The sequence below is a fragment of the Flavobacterium sp. W21_SRS_FM6 genome, assembly GCF_052119645.1.
GTDB lineage: Bacteria > Pseudomonadota > Gammaproteobacteria > Enterobacterales > Alteromonadaceae > Paraglaciecola.
In genome coordinates, this window is record NZ_JBGQOM010000001.1 from 307,913 (window position 1) to 327,562 (window position 19,650).

16 protein-coding genes and 1 tRNA gene are annotated in these 19,650 nt (G+C 42.8%); 3 read left to right on the top strand and 14 right to left on the bottom strand.

Features of this window, described 5'->3' with window-relative positions; all coding sequences use genetic code 11:
• Positions 1–17: 17 nt before the first annotated feature.
• The 11 genes from ACEN2L_RS01345 to ACEN2L_RS01395 all read right to left on the bottom strand — a co-directional run bounded on the left by ACEN2L_RS01345 (position 18) and on the right by ACEN2L_RS01395 (position 12,922).
• Positions 18–2,702 (bottom strand): ATP-binding protein, encoded by a 2,685-nt coding sequence (locus ACEN2L_RS01345; protein WP_441741435.1) that lies wholly within the window; start codon positions 2,700–2,702, stop codon positions 18–20.
• 10 nt (positions 2,703–2,712) lie between these two features.
• Positions 2,713–3,228 carry a hypothetical protein gene (locus tag ACEN2L_RS01350; protein WP_441741436.1) on the bottom strand — a complete coding sequence of 172 codons (516 nt, stop codon included), beginning with the start codon at positions 3,226–3,228 and terminating at the stop codon, positions 2,713–2,715.
• 458 nt (positions 3,229–3,686) lie between these two features.
• Positions 3,687–3,773: transfer RNA gene (locus ACEN2L_RS01355), tRNA-Leu, on the bottom strand.
• Positions 3,774–3,928: 155 nt separating this feature from the next.
• On the bottom strand, positions 3,929–4,561 hold the full coding sequence (eda, locus tag ACEN2L_RS01360; protein WP_306023185.1) for a bifunctional 4-hydroxy-2-oxoglutarate aldolase/2-dehydro-3-deoxy-phosphogluconate aldolase: 633 nt from the start codon (positions 4,559–4,561) through the stop codon (positions 3,929–3,931).
• A 13-nt stretch (positions 4,562–4,574) separates the two neighbouring features.
• Positions 4,575–5,957 (bottom strand): NAD(P)(+) transhydrogenase (Re/Si-specific) subunit beta, encoded by a 1,383-nt coding sequence (locus ACEN2L_RS01365; RefSeq protein WP_306023186.1) that lies wholly within the window; start codon positions 5,955–5,957, stop codon positions 4,575–4,577.
• Between the two features lie 9 nt (positions 5,958–5,966).
• Positions 5,967–6,248, bottom strand: a complete 282-nt coding sequence (locus tag ACEN2L_RS01370) for an NAD(P) transhydrogenase subunit alpha (RefSeq protein WP_441741437.1) — start codon at positions 6,246–6,248, stop codon at positions 5,967–5,969.
• Position 6,249: 1 nt separating this feature from the next.
• Complete coding sequence (locus ACEN2L_RS01375) at positions 6,250–7,437, bottom strand: NAD(P) transhydrogenase subunit alpha (RefSeq protein WP_441741438.1); 1,188 nt, start codon at positions 7,435–7,437, stop codon at positions 6,250–6,252.
• A 357-nt stretch (positions 7,438–7,794) separates the two neighbouring features.
• A complete protein-coding gene (locus tag ACEN2L_RS01380) occupies positions 7,795–8,751 on the bottom strand; it encodes a sugar kinase (RefSeq protein ID WP_441741439.1) in 957 nt (318 codons plus the stop codon).
• 64 nt (positions 8,752–8,815) lie between these two features.
• A complete protein-coding gene (locus tag ACEN2L_RS01385) occupies positions 8,816–10,114 on the bottom strand; it encodes an MFS transporter (protein ID WP_441741440.1) in 1,299 nt (432 codons plus the stop codon).
• Positions 10,115–10,244: 130 nt separating this feature from the next.
• Complete coding sequence (locus ACEN2L_RS01390) at positions 10,245–12,503, bottom strand: polysaccharide lyase 6 family protein (RefSeq protein WP_441741441.1); 2,259 nt, start codon at positions 12,501–12,503, stop codon at positions 10,245–10,247.
• Between the two features lie 98 nt (positions 12,504–12,601).
• The gene (locus ACEN2L_RS01395) at positions 12,602–12,922 is read right to left on the bottom strand and encodes a hypothetical protein (RefSeq protein WP_306023192.1); all 321 of its coding nucleotides are present in this window, start codon (positions 12,920–12,922) and stop codon (positions 12,602–12,604) included.
• Between the two features lie 255 nt (positions 12,923–13,177).
• On the opposite strand from ACEN2L_RS01395, the gene ACEN2L_RS01400 reads away from it, so the two are divergent.
• A complete protein-coding gene (locus ACEN2L_RS01400) occupies positions 13,178–13,909 on the top strand; it encodes a FadR/GntR family transcriptional regulator (RefSeq protein ID WP_306023193.1) in 732 nt (243 codons plus the stop codon).
• A 113-nt stretch (positions 13,910–14,022) separates the two neighbouring features.
• Here ACEN2L_RS01400 and ACEN2L_RS01405 read toward each other — a convergent pair whose 3' ends face one another.
• Entirely contained in the window at positions 14,023–14,769 is a 747-nt protein-coding gene (locus ACEN2L_RS01405; protein ID WP_306023194.1) for an SDR family NAD(P)-dependent oxidoreductase, read from the bottom strand.
• A gap of 394 nt (positions 14,770–15,163) precedes the next feature.
• On the opposite strand from ACEN2L_RS01405, the gene ACEN2L_RS01410 reads away from it, so the two are divergent.
• Positions 15,164–15,679 (top strand): RDD family protein, encoded by a 516-nt coding sequence (locus ACEN2L_RS01410; RefSeq protein WP_306023195.1) that lies wholly within the window; start codon positions 15,164–15,166, stop codon positions 15,677–15,679.
• Between the two features lie 25 nt (positions 15,680–15,704).
• Here ACEN2L_RS01410 and lptG read toward each other — a convergent pair whose 3' ends face one another.
• Both lptG and lptF read right to left on the bottom strand, forming a co-directional pair.
• The gene (lptG, locus tag ACEN2L_RS01415) at positions 15,705–16,772 is read right to left on the bottom strand and encodes an LPS export ABC transporter permease LptG (protein ID WP_306023196.1); all 1,068 of its coding nucleotides are present in this window, start codon (positions 16,770–16,772) and stop codon (positions 15,705–15,707) included.
• Positions 16,765–17,874, bottom strand: a complete 1,110-nt coding sequence (gene lptF / locus ACEN2L_RS01420; protein WP_306023197.1) for an LPS export ABC transporter permease LptF — start codon at positions 17,872–17,874, stop codon at positions 16,765–16,767. The genes lptG and lptF overlap by 8 nt, the downstream gene beginning before the upstream one ends.
• 261 nt (positions 17,875–18,135) lie before the next feature.
• On the opposite strand from lptF, the gene pepA reads away from it, so the two are divergent.
• On the top strand, positions 18,136–19,641 hold the full coding sequence (gene pepA, locus ACEN2L_RS01425) for a leucyl aminopeptidase (RefSeq protein ID WP_441741442.1): 1,506 nt from the start codon (positions 18,136–18,138) through the stop codon (positions 19,639–19,641).
• Positions 19,642–19,650 lie beyond the last annotated feature (9 nt).

A 19,650-nucleotide genomic window follows, 5' to 3' on the forward strand; every position in this document is an offset into this window, starting at 1 on the left:
TTCGATACGAGCCACACTTAATCTGAATCTTGAAGCTCTTTTAAGGTATCTTCTAACTTTTGCCTGTTAACGGGCTTCACTAAGTGTTTGATGAAACCTGCATCGTAAGCTTTTTGGACGTCGCTTTTCGTACCCCAGCCTGATTGGCAAATAAATTTAGTATGAGAAGCTTCAGGAAGTCTTGAAAGTAGACCGCACAATGTATACCCATCTAATTGTGGCATGCCAATATCCAAAAATACAAAATCGGGGCAAAACAACTGAAAAACACTAGTTGCTTGGGTTGGATTCGAAACCGTTTCAACAATGTAACCTGATTGTTCTAATAATATTTTATACATACCCAAAATATCAACACTGTCGTCAACGATCATGACACGATTTTTTCGCATATTTGAGTTCGTTGATTTTACTTTGGGTAGATTTTGCAAGTCATCTATGGCAGTAATGATGGGGAGCTTAACTTCTACTTCGCAACCCTGATTGAGACCATCACTGCGGACGATAATTTCTCCCTCATGAAGCTCGACCAAACTCTTAACCAGAGTCAAACCTATACCCAAGCCACTTTTAGAGTGTTTAGATTCGGATTCTACCTGAGTAAACATGGTGAAAATTTCTTGGATCTTATCAAGTGGGATCCCTATCCCGTCATCAATGATTTTAATGACAACATGAGAGTCATTTGCTTCCATCTCGACACTTATATTCCCCCCTTCAGGCGTGTACTTAATAGAATTGTTAATGATATTCGTAAAAACTTGCTCTAAGCGGGTTCTATCGCCTCTTACGAAGCAGTCGGTAGTGATCAAATCACTCTTTAAATTATGTTGCTTTCCAATTACTAACCTTTCGCACGACTCTAACGCATCCTTAACGACATGCTGAATCGACATGGGGTGTTTTTCAATTTTAAGCTTGCCTTTCGTGATTCGAGAGATTTCCATGAGATCATTAACCATTACCGTCATGTTTTTTACTTGGCGCTCAATAGTGGTTAGTACCTTTTCCATCACTTGCATATTCGGTGACGATCTCAACACTTCAATGCCACTACTGATTGGTGCAAGTGGGTTTCTCAATTCATGGGCTAAAGTGGCAAGAAAATCATTTCTGTACTCATCTTGGACACTCATTTGAATAAGTCTGACACGCATTCGCTCTTGCATCTCTAATGCATGGGCCATAAATACACGATTAAAGCGGCCTGCGACCTCAGTGTCGCTCTGATCCCATTTTATACTCTGGTCGGTAACTTCTCTGTCATACACTCTAAAGTCAGCTCGTGGCGTGAGGCGTTCTTGCTTTGAACTTGTTGCCTGTTTTTCATCGGCCGCACCCACCCACTTTTCAATTTGTCTATGTTCTTTTCTAAACCATGCGGTGTAGTATCCTTTCTGCAAACCAAGCGGAATTAACATCACACCTCTAATACCATTTAAACGCTTTCTGTCTTCAATAGTCTTTGTCACATTATTTGATATGTAAATTTTATCTTGACCACTGTCAAATTCAGCAATCAACTGATGAATAACATTTAATTCGGGCACTATGCCCAGTGAAACCGTTTCTTGCTCAGAGTAAAAAATAAATCCATCTGCCTCCATAATGCCTAGTATTTCTTCTTCCTGAGAATTAAACACGTCAATAATAGAGTTGTCGATTGTCACCATATCTAGCATTGCATTGACTTTACTTTCAGCAGCATTTCTCTTATTTATCTGAATCTCTTCTTCTTTAGCGTATAGATGCCAACTGAAAAGTTGCGAAATATTTTCGCATTCAAGGCGAATATTCTGTGGGATATAACAACTCTGCCTAGAATGACATGAGATCAAGCCCCAAAGTTTGTTGTGTGTAACCAGCGACACTGACATAGAGGCACGCAGGCCTTGATTGCGGATATATTGCAGATGTATGGGAGACATGCTTCGCAAAATGGAGTAGGTCATATCCAAGGGGGCGCGACTGTCTTCAGACGTGGACGAAATAAGTAAAGAGGCAGCCATATCAACGTCGGGTGCGATTCTCACCCAATTTTTTTTATACAGCTCTCTTGCCTGTTTCGGGATATCTGACGCTGGATAGAATAAGCCGAGATAGCTGTCTATATCATCGACTTTCGCTTCTGCAATAACCTGCCCAGACTCATCATCATTAAACTTATAAAGTACTACTCGTTCCATTTTAGTAATAAACTTTATCGTTGTAACAATATGTTGAGCGATCTCATCAAGTGTTTTGAATTCTTCAAACTTGGGAGCCACTGTTTTCGCATACAGCTTCATGTGATGGATTGCTGAATATGTCGTGCGAAATTCAGAAGCCGGCTCCAATTCTACGACGAAATAATTACCACTGTCATACACTACCGCGTAAAATTCCGAGGTTAAATCAAATTTCATCAAATTGGATTTAAACTTGACTTGAATGGGCAATCTCGTTTGTTGCTTTCTGGCTCGTTGGTATGTTTCTTTGAAAAAATCGTAATCTTTTTTATTGTCATCAATCAGGTCGAAAAAATTGGAGTCAAGAATATCTCCGTCTTTCAATAAATCTTTTACATTTTCACTAATGATTTTAATTTTGCCGTCTTGGTTATCAAGTGCGAACAAATATCCGTAAGCCTGAATAGACTCAGGAATGTGGATTTTTTCATTTTCACATTTATCGAAGTTCAGTTTGTTTATGTCTAATTTCATTTTAAACCTGTTAATTACTTAGACAGAGATGCAAATCTGTAAAAAGTCTTTTAGCACTTTCTCTCACTAAGAGCCTGCGATCTGTATTTACAGTCTCTAAATGATCATCAATGAAGGGTTTCCACAGTTTAGGTCCGCGCTCAGATAAGATCTTAATATGACTGATTGGTAAATGGGTAGACGCCAACTTTTTTAGCATGAATCTAGCGCCATGACTTGAGCCCAACAAAAGATAAAAAAAAGCGACTTCGTCGTACTCTTTCTGAAAAGAATGCCGAACGCCTGCAGGGCAGCCAATATCAACACTTAAAGCGGCTCTGTATTCAGATAAAAAGGACCGGTATTCCTGCGGTAACGCATTGTTATCAGGACAAGCACTGTGCCAAAAAGAAGATAGGATTGTTAATATTTCGACAAACTCTCGTTCACTTACTATTCCTGAGCTATACAAGGTCATTTTGGGATGGTTTTCTAGGCGGGAATGATCGTCTTCTATGTAATCTTTAAGACTATTTCTAAAACTCATACTGCTCCTTGTTAGAGGTAAAGCTCGGCTAACTTACATCGCGCTATCATTGCTTTACCTACTGCGTACCTATCTGCCGCATCTTCGCTGACATACTGTGACTCTAGATAAAATGTAGTGTTGAACGTTAGTGTGAAATCCCTGTCGGGTCATCTTATAAATTATTTACTTAATACTCAACGAATTTACTGTCACTCTTATGCTTTGAATAAAAACTGAGTGTCAACAGGCTAAACTAAAGACGAGAGTAATTGTTTGGTATTATTCCAATTACTACAGATTTGTCCTGTAGTCTGTTCCGATGGGTGAAGATCTGGGCTACTCAGCTTGCTACCGAAGATTCAGACGCGTAGTGTCCGGCCAATTCATTTCCTCTAAAAACAACCTTACTTGCCGCTCACTTTCTGCAGACGTAAAAAAACCGACACATGGTCGGTTTATTGTTTGCTTGTAAAGTTTGGTACCAGAGGCCGGACTCGAACCGGCACACTATCACTAGCGGCGGATTTTGAATCCGCTGCGTCTACCAATTTCGCCACTCTGGCATTGTTTACTAACTTATCAGTTAATCAATAATGCAATCTTTACAGGCATTGGTCTCTTAAAATTACTGTGTGCTTTTTCAAGAGGAGCGCATTATAGCGAGGCGTACTGCGCTTGCAAGTATTTTGTTGCAAACACAGTACGAGATGCTGTTTTTTTAAGCAGCTTTATTGAAACTATTGGCTGCTTTACATGCCTTGGTAATTTCGTCCCATTGTCCAGCTGCAACCCAGTCGGCTTTAGACACCCATGTTCCACCTACAGCGAACACATTAGGTAGAGCTAAATAGCTATCTTTGTTCGCCGGGCTAATACCGCCAGTAGGGCAAAACTGAATGTGTTTAAACAGTGACGAGATCGCATTTAGAAATGCGATTCCGCCTGACAGTTCCGCAGGAAATAACTTCATTTCTGTCACACCATGCTCCATCACCTCGGCGATGTCTCGCATATTTTGCACACCTGGAATAAACGGAACGCCGCTACCTTGCATGGCAAGTAACAAAGAATTAGTGACCGTTGGGGTAACGATGTAGTCAGCCCCAGCTTGAATGGCTGCATCCAATATCGTCGTGTTATACACTGTACCCGCCCCCACTAACATCTTAGGAAATGCTTTTTTAATTTCGCTAAGTGCTTGTAAAGAAGCGTCGCTTCGTAACACGACTTCTACACTGTGCAAGCCAGCTTGCTCCATGGCATGGGCGATTTTTACGCCTTCCTCAACCGAATTGGTTTGAATAATTGGCAATAGGGTTTGTGTGCCTAACAGTGATGATATTGATTGCATATGAGTTCTCTAGTTAATGGTCAAACTGACGAATTATGTTATTTAAGGTTTCTTTTGCATCGCCGAAAATCATTCGGCAATTCGGTTTGAAAAACAAAGGATTGTCAACACCGGCGAAGCCTGATGCCATCCCCCGTTTAAGGACAAAGACATTTTTCGCTAAATCAGCGTTAATCACCGGCATTCCGTAGATCGGGCTTCCTTTCATCTCGCGGGCTGCGGGGTTTACCACATCATTGGCGCCAATCACCATCGCCACATCGAAGGTTTCAATGCGCTTATTGATTTCGTCCATTTCAAATAATTGCTCATACGACACATCTGCCTCTGCCAGCAGTACATTCATATGGCCAGGCATACGACCAGCTACCGGATGAATGGCGTAAGCCACTTCTGCGCCGTTTGCTTCAAGTAATACTTGTAACTCTTTCATGGCATGCTGTGCTTGGGCTACCGCCATACCATACCCCGGCACAACAACCACGGATTGCGCAGCTTCTAGCACGTAATAAGCATCGTCAGCTGATAAGGCTTTGACTTCTCCTTCGATAACCATTTTTTCGTTGCTTACCGATTGGAAGCCACTAAACAGCACGTTTACTAAGGAACGATTCATCGCTTTACACATGATTTGCGTGAGGATGATACCGCTAGCGCCAACCAGAGAGCCTGCCACAATCAATAAGTTATTGTGCAAGGCAAAACCCGCCGCACAGGCGGCAAGGCCTGAATAACTATTTAGTAATGAAATGACCACCGGCATATCAGCACCACCAATGGGTATAACCAACATAACGCCAAACAATAATGATAGGCTGATGGCTAACCATAAATAACGGGGTTCCTGCGGGAATAAGATAAACATCACCCCACTGGCAATAACGGCCAAGACCACTAATAAATTAACGATTGCTTGACCGCGAAACATAATAGGGCGGCCAACAATACGCTCACTGAGTTTGCCCCATGCCACAATACTGCCAGAAAAGGTCACGCCACCAATGAGTAAGGCTAAGAAGGTGACCAGTAAAATAAACACCGACATAGTATTGGGTGAAACCATCGCAGACCATGCCACAAACAAACTGGCTAAACCGCCAATGCCGTTAAGCAAAGAAACCATCTCAGGCATGGCTGTCATGGCGACTAAGCGTGCAGCAAAAATCCCCACAACTGAGCCAGCTATCATGGCGATGATGATCCATTGATAATTTACAATGTTAAGGTCGAGTAAGGTCACTACAATGGCTAATAGCATAGCCAATGAAGATAGGGCGTTACCTTTACGAGCTGTAGAAGGATGACCTAAGAGTTTTAGACCAAAGATAAATAAAGCTGCGGCGATAACGTAAACGAAATTAATTAATAAAGCGCTATTGGTTGATAATTCTAACATGGCCATTTCCTACTTCTTTTTCTTGAACATGGCGAGCATGCGATCAGTAACTAAATACCCACCCACTACATTAATAGTGGCAAGAAAAACGGCAAACGCGCCCAAGTACATGGCGTAGTCTCCTAGGGTTTCATCACCAGCAAGCACTAACGCACCCACCACGGTAATACCGGAAATAGCATTCGCTCCTGACATCAGCGGAGTATGCAAAGTAGCAGGTACTTTTTGGATAAGTTCGAAGCCGACAAAGATCGACAACATTAAAATAAAGAGTAAATAAATTGCGTCCATCTTAGGCCTCCGCTGTCATTTGCGTTGCTTTAGCATGCATAGGCACGCCATGTTGTTGATAAAAATCGTTGATCATCTTGTGTACTACCTGACCTTGGTGACTAATCACACAAGCTGACAACACTTCGTCTTCAACATCTAAAGCAAACTGATTTGACGCTTTATCCCAAAATTCGCTAATCAAATTAAATACATTACTGGCATACATTTGGCTGGCGTGTTTAGCCACACCATTGGCCCAAAAACCGGTACCAATGACATTCACATCATGAATTTGAACGGTTTCACCAGAAACTGAACCCACCACATTACCGCCATTTTCAGCGGCCATATCCACAATCACGCTACCAGGGCGCATTGACGCGATGGTCTTTTGGTCGATCAATACAGGCGGTTTGCGACCAAATAACTGCGCCGTGGTGATGACAATATCCGAATCAGCAATACATTTTGCTTGCTCGCGTTGCTGAATTTGCATTTGTTCTGAGCTTAAAGCTTGGGCATAACCTTGTCCGGTTTCACCGGTTTGGCCTAAATCAATATCTAAAAATTTCGCGCCAAGGGAACGCACTTGTTCAGCAACTACGCTTCGAGTATCGAAGGCTGTCACGCTTGCCCCTAAGCGTTTTGCAGTCGCAATAGCTTGCAAGCCTGCTACCCCTGCCCCGATAATAAAGACCTTGGCAGGTTTTAAGGTACCGGCTGGTGTCATCATCATTGGTAACACAGTTTCAAGGGCATTCGCCGCCTGCATAACCATCACATAACCCGCTAAACTGGCCTGTGAACTTAAGGCATCCATTTTTTGACAACGGCTGATGCGCGGGATCATTTCCATGCTTATGCTGGATAAATCAGCATCACAAAGTTGTTGAATATAGGCCGATTCATTAAAGGGATCGAGATAACTCACGAGTAATGCACCGGCTTTAAGTGAGCGTAATTCTGAGCTAGGTAATTTATGTAAAGCCAAGACAATGTCTGACTTTTTCAGTAAAACGTCACGATTGTCAGCTACTTGCGCGCCAGCTTGAACATAGTCATCATCACTGATGTGGAGCGGCTCACCTAAGCCTTTCTCGATTAATACACTGGCACCTAATAAGGTGTAAGCTTTTACGTTGGCTGGCAATAATGCACAGCGTTTTTCCCCCGGTTTTGTCTCAACCGGAAATCCAATAATAGGCATAATTTCCCCTCTAACAATTAATAGTTGCGCGTCTTCGACTATGCACGCATAGGGTTAAAACGGAAAATTCACAGTACTTATACAGAGTATCGAGGTGCCGCTACGCGTTACAAAACGCGAGGGGTAAATACGATGTAACGAGCATTTATGAATACCTAATTTAACTACCTACCTAAAACTGGGGGCTCTTTGCAATGTTTGTCATTGCTTATAACTCTATTATTAAACACCTTCCCTTAGCGCCCAGTTTCGACGTTTTACTCCGGGAGGTGCTTTTCTGTGTAAGTGAGTCATGATGTTACAGTTTATCAATACTCACTTACCCCTTATAAAAATGAACTTTTGCTTTGTAAACAGTTAGCTCGCTTGATGTTCAAATGCCAATAATTGCGCACGAATAAGTTCACTAAAATTCTCATTTGGAACAATTGCTCCGGGAAATTGAATAACTAGTCCAGCTGCTTTTGCAGCAAGTTCGACCGCCAATTTGATGTCGTAACCCGCTTGCCTTGCGCCTAAATACACTCCGTTGAACGAATCACCCGCCGAAGTGGTGTCTACTACCTTTTTAACAGGTTCTACAGGCAGACTAAAATGACAGTACTCAGTTTTGCAAAAAACTGAACTCGGGCCATTTTTAATAATTAGCTCTTTGATGTTAAAAGGAGCACAAAAAGCCACAACGTCCTCAAGAGTTTGATGTCCATAAAGGGTGGCAAAGTCCTCTATACCGGGTAATACAATGGCGCTAGCTGCAAAGGCCAAAGAAAATTGATGCCTAGCATCGTCTTCACTCTGCCATAAACGCGCGCGGTAGTTAGGGTCAAACGCGATGGTGACGCCCGCCTCTTGTAACTCACTTAAAAATTGCCAAAACGTGGCACGATCTTCAGGTGCAAGAATAGCCAGCGATATACCAGAGAAAAAGAATAGATCCGCCTTACACACAGTATTACGAATATCGTCATCCAATAATTTCATCATCTGACGAGCTGCTGAATTTTCGCGCCAATACAAAAATGAACGCTCACCATGTTCATCTGTTTGTACCAAATAGATTCCAGGATTATGAGAGGCGCTGCGTCGTAGCAAGCTAGTTTGCAATCCTTCAGCTTGACAGTTTGCTGCTAATTCTTGGCTGATCACATCGTGGCCCACACCAGACATAAAACTCACTTGATGTTCAAAAAAAGCTCGCTTTAAATAAACTGCGGTATTAAACACGTCACCCGCAAATGAGCGGTGCATGATATTACCCTCGCCACCTTGACGTAACTCAAGCATGCATTCACCAAATAACACTATTTTTTGCATAATAAACCTTGGATCGTAATAGCTTATAAGCTTGCTTAAGCTAAGAATTTTTCTAATTAAACCCTTATTTAGTACTTTTTAAAGGTTCGATTTTTGGAATAAGTATCCAAACTGCCAGCATAGCAATAATGGCTAAAGATGCCCCAATAACGAATGCTGGAGTGTAGTTGCCATCGGCGGTAAGCCAAGGTACTAAAGCGGTTAATCCCAGTGCGCCTAACTTAGCCGCCATGCCCGCAAAACCTGACAAGCTTCCCACTGCTTTTTTACCATACAGGTCGCTTGGCAAAGTTTGCACGTTGCCGATAGTAGTTTGAAATCCAAATAAGATAACGGCCATAATGATAACTGCGGTAGTGGGGCCACCTGGGTTAGCCATAGCAAGGAGAGCTGGCAACATAATTAGGCAGCCCAGTGTGATAGTGAGTTTACGTGTTTTGTCTGTGTTCCAACCCGCTTTGATACGATTTTGCGCTAACAGGCCACCAAACCATGCGCCCAACATTGCGCCTACATAAGGTACCCAACCATAAATGCCAATCGACTTAACGTCCATTGCGTACACTTCGTTAAGGTAAATTGGGATCCAAAATACAAACAACCACCAAATAGGATCAATGGCCGCTGAAGCAATAATTACGCCCCAGCTTTGCTTACGTGAGAGCAGTTCAACGGTCGAAGGGTTATATTCTTCTTCATCTGAGTCAGCTTGAACATCCGTTACTCTTTGACCGCTAAGGATGTAGTGACGCTCCTCTTCGGTGATCCAAGGGTGCTCTTTAGGTGGTGCTTTAACCAAAATAATCCACGGAATAAGCCATAACAAGCCCACTAAACCAATGACCACAAAAACCATTTGCCAATTAAAAAAAACGGTTAAATAGGCAATCAGCGGAATAGCAATAATACCGCCAATAGCGGCTCCAGAGTTAAAAATACCCTGGGCAAGCGCTCGCTCTTTAGTGGGAAACCAATCGGCATTACTTTTAGCGGCACCCGGCCAGTTTCCAGCTTCAGCTACACCTAATACTGCGCGAACAATACTAAAACTCAACACACCTTGGGCTAAAGCATGAGCGGCAGTGGCAAGAGACCAAATTCCGATAGACAGTACAAAGCCTAAGCGTGTACCTACCCAGTCAAATATTTTACCAAAAATGGCTTGCCCAAAGGCATAGGATAAAATGAACACAATAGAAATATTGGCGTATATTTGCTTACGCTCTAATGCCGATTCATCAGGAAATAGCTCCTCAACGATATCTGGCCAAAGTACGCTCAGCGCCGAGCGATCTATGTAGTTAATAACGGTAGCTAGCGCAATTAACGCTATGACCCACCAGCGTAAGTTTTTTATTTTCATTTCGATACCACTCAATTTAACAGACTTTACGGGGACAAAAACGCAAAAAATTGCGTATTTATCTACTCATTCTAAACTTTTGAGTCATCAAACTTATGCCGTTTAACGCTCCGATTGTTAAGTGTAGTTACTAGTAAGTATTCCCAGACATACTCAGTACGGCCCCACTCAAAGGAAAAAGTTGCTTAATTACAGGCTTAGGGGTTTGTTCAAATTGGTTATTTGTAATGGTGGTACGTGGTTCTCCCACGGTATGTTCGAGCACAACCGGTGCAGATGAGCCAAATGAATTGCCCGTAATGAGATTAACTTGAGTACCATGCAATAAAAGCGTTGCACCTACTTTATTACGTTTACCAGTGCCGCTGTTTAACACAGTGTTTTGGCTGAATTCAAGATGAGGGCCAAAGGTACTTTCATCCGTGCCTCCGCGGTAGATAGTCGCAATAGCACCCTGTACATTGGTAAAACGATTGTTGTTCATCACCACGTATTCCGCATTGTAAATACCCAAGTCATCAAGCTCTTTATTTAGTTTTAATATGTCGCCAGTGACGTCAACAAATTCACTATTGGTGATACTGATTAAATCTGCAAGGCTACGATAGCCTGCATCAAATACGTGATATGAGTGATTCACATTAAGATGGCGAACCTTTACTTGGTCAACTATCAGTGTGTAGTTTTGCAAAGTAGGCAATTTAGTCGTGCGAATAAGCACATTACCTGCAGAATCAACAGCATCTTTACCATCAATTACCAAACCTTGCAGTTTTAAGCTGCCACCATCAGCAATTTCAAGCATCACTGGGCGCAAATTAAATAAGATGGCTTTACCAGGATTTTCAGCTTGAATACTCACCACGGTGTTGATTTCCATGATCTTGTCTAAGATATATTCGCCGTCAGCCAATATAAATTGCTCGCCCCGTTCTGCTGTTTTTAGGCCTAGAACCAATTGTTCGCTATTGCTGATGGTAGTTTGCTTGCCTGCGCTAAAATCCACGGGTTTCGATTGTTTCTCATACCAAGTAACACCCACTTGCGCTTTAGTGATGGGCTGAAGATTTCTCGATGCACCTAGCTCAACGGATTTTATGTCGCTTGGATACCACAAACCGTTTTCTGCCATGACTAATTCCGCGCTAACAAGCTCAAACCCATTTTCAATTTCACTCGGCGCGGCTTGACTCATAGCATTGTTAGAAAATGCTATTCCGCTTACGTCATCCAATAAGTGAAAAGGGTCTTGTTTATTTCTATTAATGATAAGGTTGTTTTTAAAATGGCTATTAATAGGCGCTGCTGTGCGCTCTTCATCACTACCAGCGGCTAAATTGATGTTACTCACATCAATTAAGGTATTGTTTTCAATTAAAGCATTATCCACTTGGTGATAGCGGTTAATTTTAGAGTTAGGTACACCATTCATGACCACCAAACCACCACCAAAGCGGGTTCCAGTCAAGCCAGATAAATAATTATTACGGATGGTTTGGTTGCCATTAATAACGCGTATGCCACCAGTATGATCTTGACCATTTCCCAAAAACACATTGCCTTCCACCAAATTTCCGCTGCCATGGCGTAAGGTCAAGGTGCCGCGAGATTCAAAAAAAACGTTGTTACGGAACGTATTACTACCCGATTTGTTGGAGATAATTTCTACCTCCCCGTTGCAGCGGTCAAAATAGTTGTTTTCTACAACAGTAAATGAATCACTGAGTGAATAATGACTTGTGCCAATCCGTAATGTTTCTCCGCCGTTAGAGCCTAAAATAGGCCGAGGACCAAAATAATTATGGTCAATCTGATGGTGGTTCTGTTGGCTTGCCTCATTATTTAAGCGCACTGCCATGGTCACACCCGCATTACTTTTACCGACGATATGGTTATGATCAAAGCGATTATGCTGGCCATACATTAATACCCAGCTATCGGACGAAAACTTGTCGGGGTTATTAAAGTGGTCGATGACTGTTTCCGTTACCCGACTATGATTTGCCAATGTGCTGGCATTTTGACGAAAGGAGATAACTTCACCCGTCGGGCTATAACCATTTTTAAATACCAAACCAGATACCACTAAATATTCACCGGCTAAACGCAGATTTGACTGGCCTGACAATATAACTTGCCCTTTCGTTTGCGCCGTTAATTCAATAGGTTGTTTTTCCGTACCTTGGCCCTTGAATAAAATTTCAAAATCATGCCAAACACCGTCAGCTAAAACGATTTTATCGCCTGCTTTAATATTTTTTGCGGCATGACCATATTCTTCTTGGCTATGCACTACCCATTGCTCAGCACTGACCATGTTGTGACAACACAACAAAACAAACAATAAGGCTGCTTGGGAGAAGCGATTTTTACATTGCTCTGATAACATTTTGACCCCAGATAAAAAATTAAAAATGGAACCTGACGATAGGACGTTCGTCAGGTTCCACCGACACACTCGTTACAAAATCTGTATTCAATTTAGTCTCAACACCCATACTCATCGCCAACTGACCGCAAAGGGTGAAAATAGCTTGCAAAATCAGTCGCGCCTATTGTTTCACCTTTAGCGATGTTAATGTCATCGGTCGTATCTAAGCGCTCCAAATTGACGCCTGCTACGGTTAATTCATCAAGGTTAAGGCTTTGATATTTTGCTACTCCATCAATGACAAATTCTTGCGAACGCGCCGAAGCTGAAACACCAACCATTATGGCTATTGCACAAACTGCAGTGATAAATGCTGGTTTTCTTGTATGTTCAAGGACAGCCCGACTGATCTTGTTTAACTGTGTGATGAATAACATTAAGTTTCTCGCATAGCTTTTGCACAGACGACGCCATCTAACCAATCAAGCAAACAAATGTCAACCATTTATTAACATAAATTATTACCAATAGTGAATTTATTGGTAATACCAATAAATGGTATATACTAAAAATCGTAAATGAATATAAACAAACTTTTTTTAAAATTGGCTTTGCCTATTCCTGTGGGTATTGGATATGATTAAGCCTATGAGTTTGGTACTCAAACACTATGTAAAAAGGTAATAGATAAAATGAAAAACAAACGTATGTTTTGGAACATAGTCGAAAAAATTGAGACCCTTATCGATTCAGGAGCATATCCCCCTGGAAGTCGTTTACCACCTGAACGTGAATTAGCTGAATCGTTCTCTGTGAGCCGTCCCACTGTTCGTGAGGCGATTATTGCCTTAGAGGTTCGCCAACGTGTCGAAGTAAAAACCAGTTCAGGTGTGTATGTGCTTGAAATGCAACAAGACAAACAAGAAAGCAAACCCGTTAGCGCGTTTGAATTAACGCAAGCCAGAGCCCTTATTGAAGGTGAAGCCGCGGCCTTGGCTGCCATGACAATTACTGAAGCCGAATTAGCCAAGCTAAAGCTCACCTTAGATGCCATGCAAAAAGGTATTAATGCGGACCAAGCTGATAAAGAGTTTCACGTTATAATATCAAACGCTACCCGCAATAATGCCGTTTCTTTAGCAGTTGAGAACTTGTGGCGCCTGCGCGACAGTCGAGATGAAATTAAAGCTGCTTATAAAAACGTTTGTAGTCAAAGCGATAGCGATAGACTAGAGGAGCACCGAGCTATTTACACCGCTTTAGCTAATAAAGACTCACAGGCAGCGCGCAGTGCGATGCATCATCACTTTAACCGCCTGATCAATTCACTTTTTGAAGTCAGTGAAGCGAAAGCCTTAGAAGAAGTGAAGCGTAAATCAAGTGAAACTCGTGGCTTGTATTCGTTAAACCATTTGGTCAGCTAAGCACATCTTGAGTGAATTGCCGGCCATCAAGCGCTGAGAAAAAATAAAAAAAGGGGCACCTGTTACAGTGCCCCTACCGCAGGGTACGCGGGTTTTGAAAAGATTGTTGGCGTTTATGAAAACAACAAACCGCCATTGATATCGACATTATTACCCGTCATATACGACGATTCGTCACTTGCCAAGAAAGCCACTAATTTTGCCACTTCTTCAGATTGCCCTTCTCGTTTAAGGGCGGTCGCTCCAGCGACGTTGGCGCGAATAGTGTCATTAGTAAAGGTATCGTGAAATCCGGTACTTATCATACCCGGGCACACCCCATTCACACGGATATGTGGACCAAGCTCCTTGGCCAACCCTCGAGTAAACGTCATGATTGCCCCTTTCGATGTAGCATACGCTACGGCGCCGCCGCCGCCACCATCTCGGCCCGCTTGTGATGCTAAGGTTACAATAGAACTACCCTTTCCCATGTGTGGAATGCAGGCTTGGCTCATCATAAACAGCGACGTTAAATTCAAATCCATCACCTTGTGCCAATGGGCTAAAGACATATCTGCAATTTTAATTCGCTCAACCAGCCCACCAGAGACATGCACTAAGGTGTCAATCTTGCCAAAACTATCTATTGCTGTTTTAACACAAGCATCAACGCCTTCTTGCGTGGTGAGATCCGCTTGAACAGCCACGGCTTTTACGCCCATTGCTTCCATTTCAGCGACCGCACTTTTTGCCGTCGTTGAACTTGAATGATAGCTAATAACTACATTCGCTCCCCTACTTGCCAATTCCAGCGCGCATGCTCGACCGATATCTCGACCACCCCCTGCCACTATTGCTACTTTTCCTGCCATCGACATTTTCATTCTCCATACAAAAGAGCTTAAGTATTATGTAGACAAACTAAGGCCTTAAACAGTAACCAAAACCCCTTTTCTGTGATGGTCAGAATAATACTTTATATTTGCCTGAAACATAAAAACTAACCAATAAAGAGAATTATGTCAACCAATTATTTTAATTTGGTATTACCAAAATGAAATGCACGCGAATACGAAGACGCCCTCTCATTAATGAATGTTAGAAAAGTGTTACTCATATCTGTCTGTGAGAAAGGTTATGAGGCGAACCTGGCGTTCATCTTGTTAGTCCGATAGAACGCTAAAGCTCAAAGACAATCATTTACTGCACACTGCTATTTATCCCTGAAAGTAAATACTGTTAAACTGCACAAAATGTTTGAGACAAATTTCCATGAATTCAACAAAATTGACCTTTCCCCGTGCTGGTTTTTTTCGCCGCCTCGCTGCAATTGTTTACGACCTCCTTGTTGCTACCGCGATCTTTATGGTTGCAGGAATCGTTTCGACGGTCGTGGTCATCGTGTTATTAGAAAATAAGGTATTAGACAAACAGGGGTACACCCATAGCATGGACGTCATTAGCCATTCACCACTGTATGCTAATATTATTTTCGGCTGGTCACTATTGTGGGTTGTGGGCTTCTTTCTGTGGTTTTGGCGCAATGGCGGTCAGACAATTGGTATGCGGGCTTGGCGACTCAAATTATTTAGCACCTCTGAACAACCTTTTGGCTACGGCAGAGCTTTGCTTCGATTACTGAGTGCTTTAGGCGGCATTGGCACATTGTTTGTTTTGTTCGATGTGAAAAATAAACTGTCATTACAAGATAGAATTGCAAAAACCGAAATGCTGTATTTAAGTAAAGAAGCCAATCATCATGCTGCTTGGAAAGATCTACAAGACTGATTCAAGGTTTGATGAAAAGGCGGAATTAACCCCGCCTTCGCAATAAAAATATCGCAACAATGGCAAATACTGCACTGGGGAAAACCGCACCGAATAATGGTGGTAATTGATACACCGTACTGAGCGTGCCGAAGACTTCATTACTGACAAAAAAACCGAAACCTGTCAGTACTCCCATGATAATCCGAGCGCCCATTGTAACGCTGCGTAAGGGACCGAAAATGAAAGACAGCGCCATAAGGAGCATAACGCCTACTGTCAGTGGCTGAAGCACCTTGCGCCAAAAAGCCAATTTGTAACGATTAGGATCTTGGCTATTATTTTCAAGGTAATCAACGTAACCATATAAGCCTTGGATCGACAAAGCCTCTGGTTTAACCGTCACCACGCCTAGCTTGTCCGGGGTTAACGTAGATACCCATTGCTCTTCGCTCTTTTGTGTCACGTTTATTTGATTGGCAAGATAATCAGTAAATTCGACATTTTTTAATAACCAAGCCTGACCATCATATGTGGCTTGCTCGCCACTCATGATTTGTTGCAAAGCAAGACTGTCATTAAAGCGGTATACGGTAACGTCCCGCAGAGTATTTTTGTCGATAACCTCGCCAATGCTAACAAAATTTTCGGCATCTTTGGCCCACACTAGCCGGTCCGACGAAAATAAACTGCCGCCTGAAATCGCCTGTGTACGAATCTCTTTAGCCTTCGCTTCAGTCAGTGGTGCAACCCATTCACCTATCATCATCACGACTACAACCATCAATAAAGCCGACTTCATTGCTGATACAATAATGTTCCAGCGACTTTGCCCTGATGCCTGCATCACCACCAGCTCACTATTACTGGCTAACATTCCCATGCCAATTAACCCACCTATTAAGGTCGCCATCGGAAAAAACTGCTCAAACTCACGAGGTAGGCTCAGTAATATATAAATGGCGGCAACTGTCATGTCATAGCTGCCTTTGCCCACCTGTTTCATTTGTTCTATAAAACGAATAAGCGCACTTAAACCTGTCAGCACACATAAACTCATTAACGTTGTTGCCAGCAATGTGCGAGCGATATACAAGTCGATTATTTTAAACACGGGCATCACCTCGCAGTTTTGCTCGCAAGCGCACGCCTATTGGCCGCCCTTTTAACAGCAAGGCAATACCAATACTAAAGAGTATGCCATGCACCCACCACAAGCCAATTTGAGGCGGAATATGGCCATCTTCTAGCGCCTTGCGACCAGCCATTAACATCAAGAAGTAGCCAAGATATAACATTAAGGCAGGGAGCATTTTACCAAAACGCCCTTGTCGAGGATTTGCTGCACTTAAGGGCACTGCAATCATCACTAAAAATGGCAAAGACAGAGGCAAAGCCAGTCGCCAATGAAGTTCAGCTATCGCATCAATCGAGGTTTCACTTAATAGTTTGGCAGTGGGATATGCGGTAAGTTTACGTCTTTGCTGCTCGACTTCTTGCTCAGCAATTTGCACCTGATATTCGGCAAATTCGATGACCCGATAATCTTTATTACCGAGAGTTCCCTCGTATTGAACCCCCTCTTTTAGAATTAATTTTTCAGCACCGTTTTTTTCTTCAAATACACCACCATTCTGCGCATACACAATTCGTATATCTTGACGTTCGGTATCCGCAGAGCGCTGAGCTAAAAAGACTTTACGCAGAGGACTCTGACCAGGCTCAATGTCGTGGACAAAAATCACAGCTTGTTCGTTGGCCGTTTGTTGGAAACGACCAGGTACTAGAGCAGTCAAACCACTTTGTGCGCCGGCTTTTTCTTCAAGCTGATATTCGTTTTCTACCGCTAAGGGCGACAGCCACAATGTCAGCGCGCCTGTTAATACAGCCATCACAAGAGCCACAACAAGCATGACACGGGTGATATACCACTCACTAATACCACACGCTCGCATGACACTCATTTCGCTATCAACATATAAACGACCATGAGCCAGCATGATGCCAAGAAATAAACTAAGAGGGAGAATAATTGAGGCCAACACGGGCATACTTAGCGCTAAAAAACCCAGTACTAGGTTAGCAGGGATGTCGCCGCTAGAGGCTTCAGCAAGCACTCGGATAAATTTCTGAGTAATGAAAATTGCCATCAATAACATAAAAACGGCAATTTGAGATTTGACAGTTTCTGTCACTAAATATCGAAATATCAGCACGCGTGTTCCAAAGGAAAAAGTGGTATTTTAGTAGCGCTACAGGAAATTTTAAGTAAACTTAGCGTTTTCTCAAGTTTAATTTATCTACGCTGCATTTTTAATGCATTTCGCCGCAGAATTCTTTAAAAATAATCTGTGGCTCAAATTATTCTTGTAATCTTATCACAGCATTATGTAGAACGATTCGTCATCGACGAATTTTCTAGGGTTTAATTCTGCATAATGACTCTTTATGAAACCAAATAAAAGCGGAGAAAGCGTGTGGAATTTAGCGTAAAAAGCGGCAGTCCGGAAAAACAGCGTAGCGCGTGCATTGTTGTCGGGGTTTTTGAGCCAAGGCGTCTAACTTCCGTCGCAGAGCAACTCGATATTATCAGCGAAGGGTATATCAGCAACTTACTCAGACGTGGTGATTTAGAAGGTCAAGCCGGTCAAATGCTTTTATTGCATCATGTTCCTAACGTATTGAGTGAGCGAGTCTTATTAGTGGGATGCGGTAAAGAACGCGAGCTAGACGAGCGCCAATACAAACAAATTATTGCCAAAACCATTAAGACCTTAAACGAGACTGGCGCAATGGAAGCGGTCAGCTTTTTAACTGATCTGCACGTAAAGGGGCGTGATACCTATTGGAAAGTTCGTCAAGCGGTTGAAGCCACTCAAGATGCCTTGTATACCTTCTTGCAATTAAAAACCAAAAAAGGTGAGCTGCGTCGTCCTATTCGCAAGATCATTTTTAATGTGCCCACCCGTCGCGAATTGCCGATTGGTGAACGAGCACTCGCCCATGGTTTAGCCGTGGCGACAGGAATGAAAACGGCGAAAGACGTAGCCAACATGCCGCCCAATATTTGTAACCCTGCGTATTTGCTCGAACAAGCGGAGTTACTTGAAAAAAATTATCAAAATTTGCATGTTAGCTCGGTGAATGAAACACAAATGGCTGAATTAGGCATGAACTCTTATTTAGCCGTGGGGCGTGGCTCAGCTAACGAATCGATAATGACCATCATGGAACACAAAGGTGGTCCCGTTGATCAAGCGCCTATCGTATTAGTCGGCAAAGGCCTCACCTTTGACTCAGGTGGTATCTCGATTAAACCTGGCGAAGCAATGGATGAAATGAAATACGACATGGGCGGCGCTGCAGGCGTTCTGGGTACCATGCATGCCATTTGTGAGTTAAACCTTCCCATTAATATCGTTGGTATACTTGCTGGATGTGAAAACATGCCTGATGCTAACGCCTATCGTCCGGGCGACATTTTAACCACTATGTCAGGACAAACAGTAGAAGTGCTGAATACGGATGCCGAAGGCAGGTTGGTGCTATGCGACGCACTGACCTACGTTGAGCGTTTTGATCCTGAATTAGTGGTCGACGTGGCAACATTAACTGGTGCGTGTGTGATTGCCTTGGGTAAATACGCATCAGGTGTGATGAGTAATCATAATCCACTTGCTCATGAGCTTCTGAATGCCTCTGAACAAAGTGGTGACAAAGCATGGCGCTTACCTTTGTGGGATGAGTATCAAGAGCAAATCGAAAGCCCCTTTGCCGATATGGCCAATATAGGTGGTCGTCCTGCAGGCACCATTACCGCGGCGTGTTTTTTATCGCGCTTTACACGCAAGTATAACTGGGCACACATGGATATTGCCGGAACCGCATGGCAGAGTGGAAAAAATAAAGGCGCGACAGGTCGCCCTGTGCCCTTATTGTCTCAGTTTTTAATGACCAGAGCCGGTTTAACCACCGAAGATTAATACAGGACA

Excerpts from the sequence above, each read along its gene's own strand:
- ACEN2L_RS01345 (WP_441741435.1), bottom strand. The coding sequence starts at position 2,702 with ATGAAATTAGACATAAACAAACTGAACTTCGATAAATGTGAAAATGAA.
- ACEN2L_RS01350 (WP_441741436.1), bottom strand. The coding sequence starts at position 3,228 with ATGAGTTTTAGAAATAGTCTTAAAGATTACATAGAAGACGATCATTCC.
- eda (WP_306023185.1), bottom strand. The coding sequence starts at position 4,561 with ATGCAATCAATATCATCACTGTTAGGCACACAAACCCTATTGCCAATT.
- ACEN2L_RS01365 (WP_306023186.1), bottom strand. The coding sequence starts at position 5,957 with ATGTTAGAATTATCAACCAATAGCGCTTTATTAATTAATTTCGTTTAC.
- ACEN2L_RS01370 (WP_441741437.1), bottom strand. The coding sequence starts at position 6,248 with ATGGACGCAATTTATTTACTCTTTATTTTAATGTTGTCGATCTTTGTC.
- ACEN2L_RS01375 (WP_441741438.1), bottom strand. The coding sequence starts at position 7,437 with ATGCCTATTATTGGATTTCCGGTTGAGACAAAACCGGGGGAAAAACGC.
- ACEN2L_RS01380 (WP_441741439.1), bottom strand. The coding sequence starts at position 8,751 with ATGCAAAAAATAGTGTTATTTGGTGAATGCATGCTTGAGTTACGTCAA.
- ACEN2L_RS01385 (WP_441741440.1), bottom strand. The coding sequence starts at position 10,114 with ATGAAAATAAAAAACTTACGCTGGTGGGTCATAGCGTTAATTGCGCTA.
- ACEN2L_RS01390 (WP_441741441.1), bottom strand. The coding sequence starts at position 12,503 with ATGTTATCAGAGCAATGTAAAAATCGCTTCTCCCAAGCAGCCTTATTG.
- ACEN2L_RS01395 (WP_306023192.1), bottom strand. The coding sequence starts at position 12,922 with ATGTTATTCATCACACAGTTAAACAAGATCAGTCGGGCTGTCCTTGAA.
- ACEN2L_RS01400 (WP_306023193.1), top strand. The coding sequence starts at position 13,178 with ATGAAAAACAAACGTATGTTTTGGAACATAGTCGAAAAAATTGAGACC.
- ACEN2L_RS01405 (WP_306023194.1), bottom strand. The coding sequence starts at position 14,769 with ATGTCGATGGCAGGAAAAGTAGCAATAGTGGCAGGGGGTGGTCGAGAT.
- ACEN2L_RS01410 (WP_306023195.1), top strand. The coding sequence starts at position 15,164 with ATGAATTCAACAAAATTGACCTTTCCCCGTGCTGGTTTTTTTCGCCGC.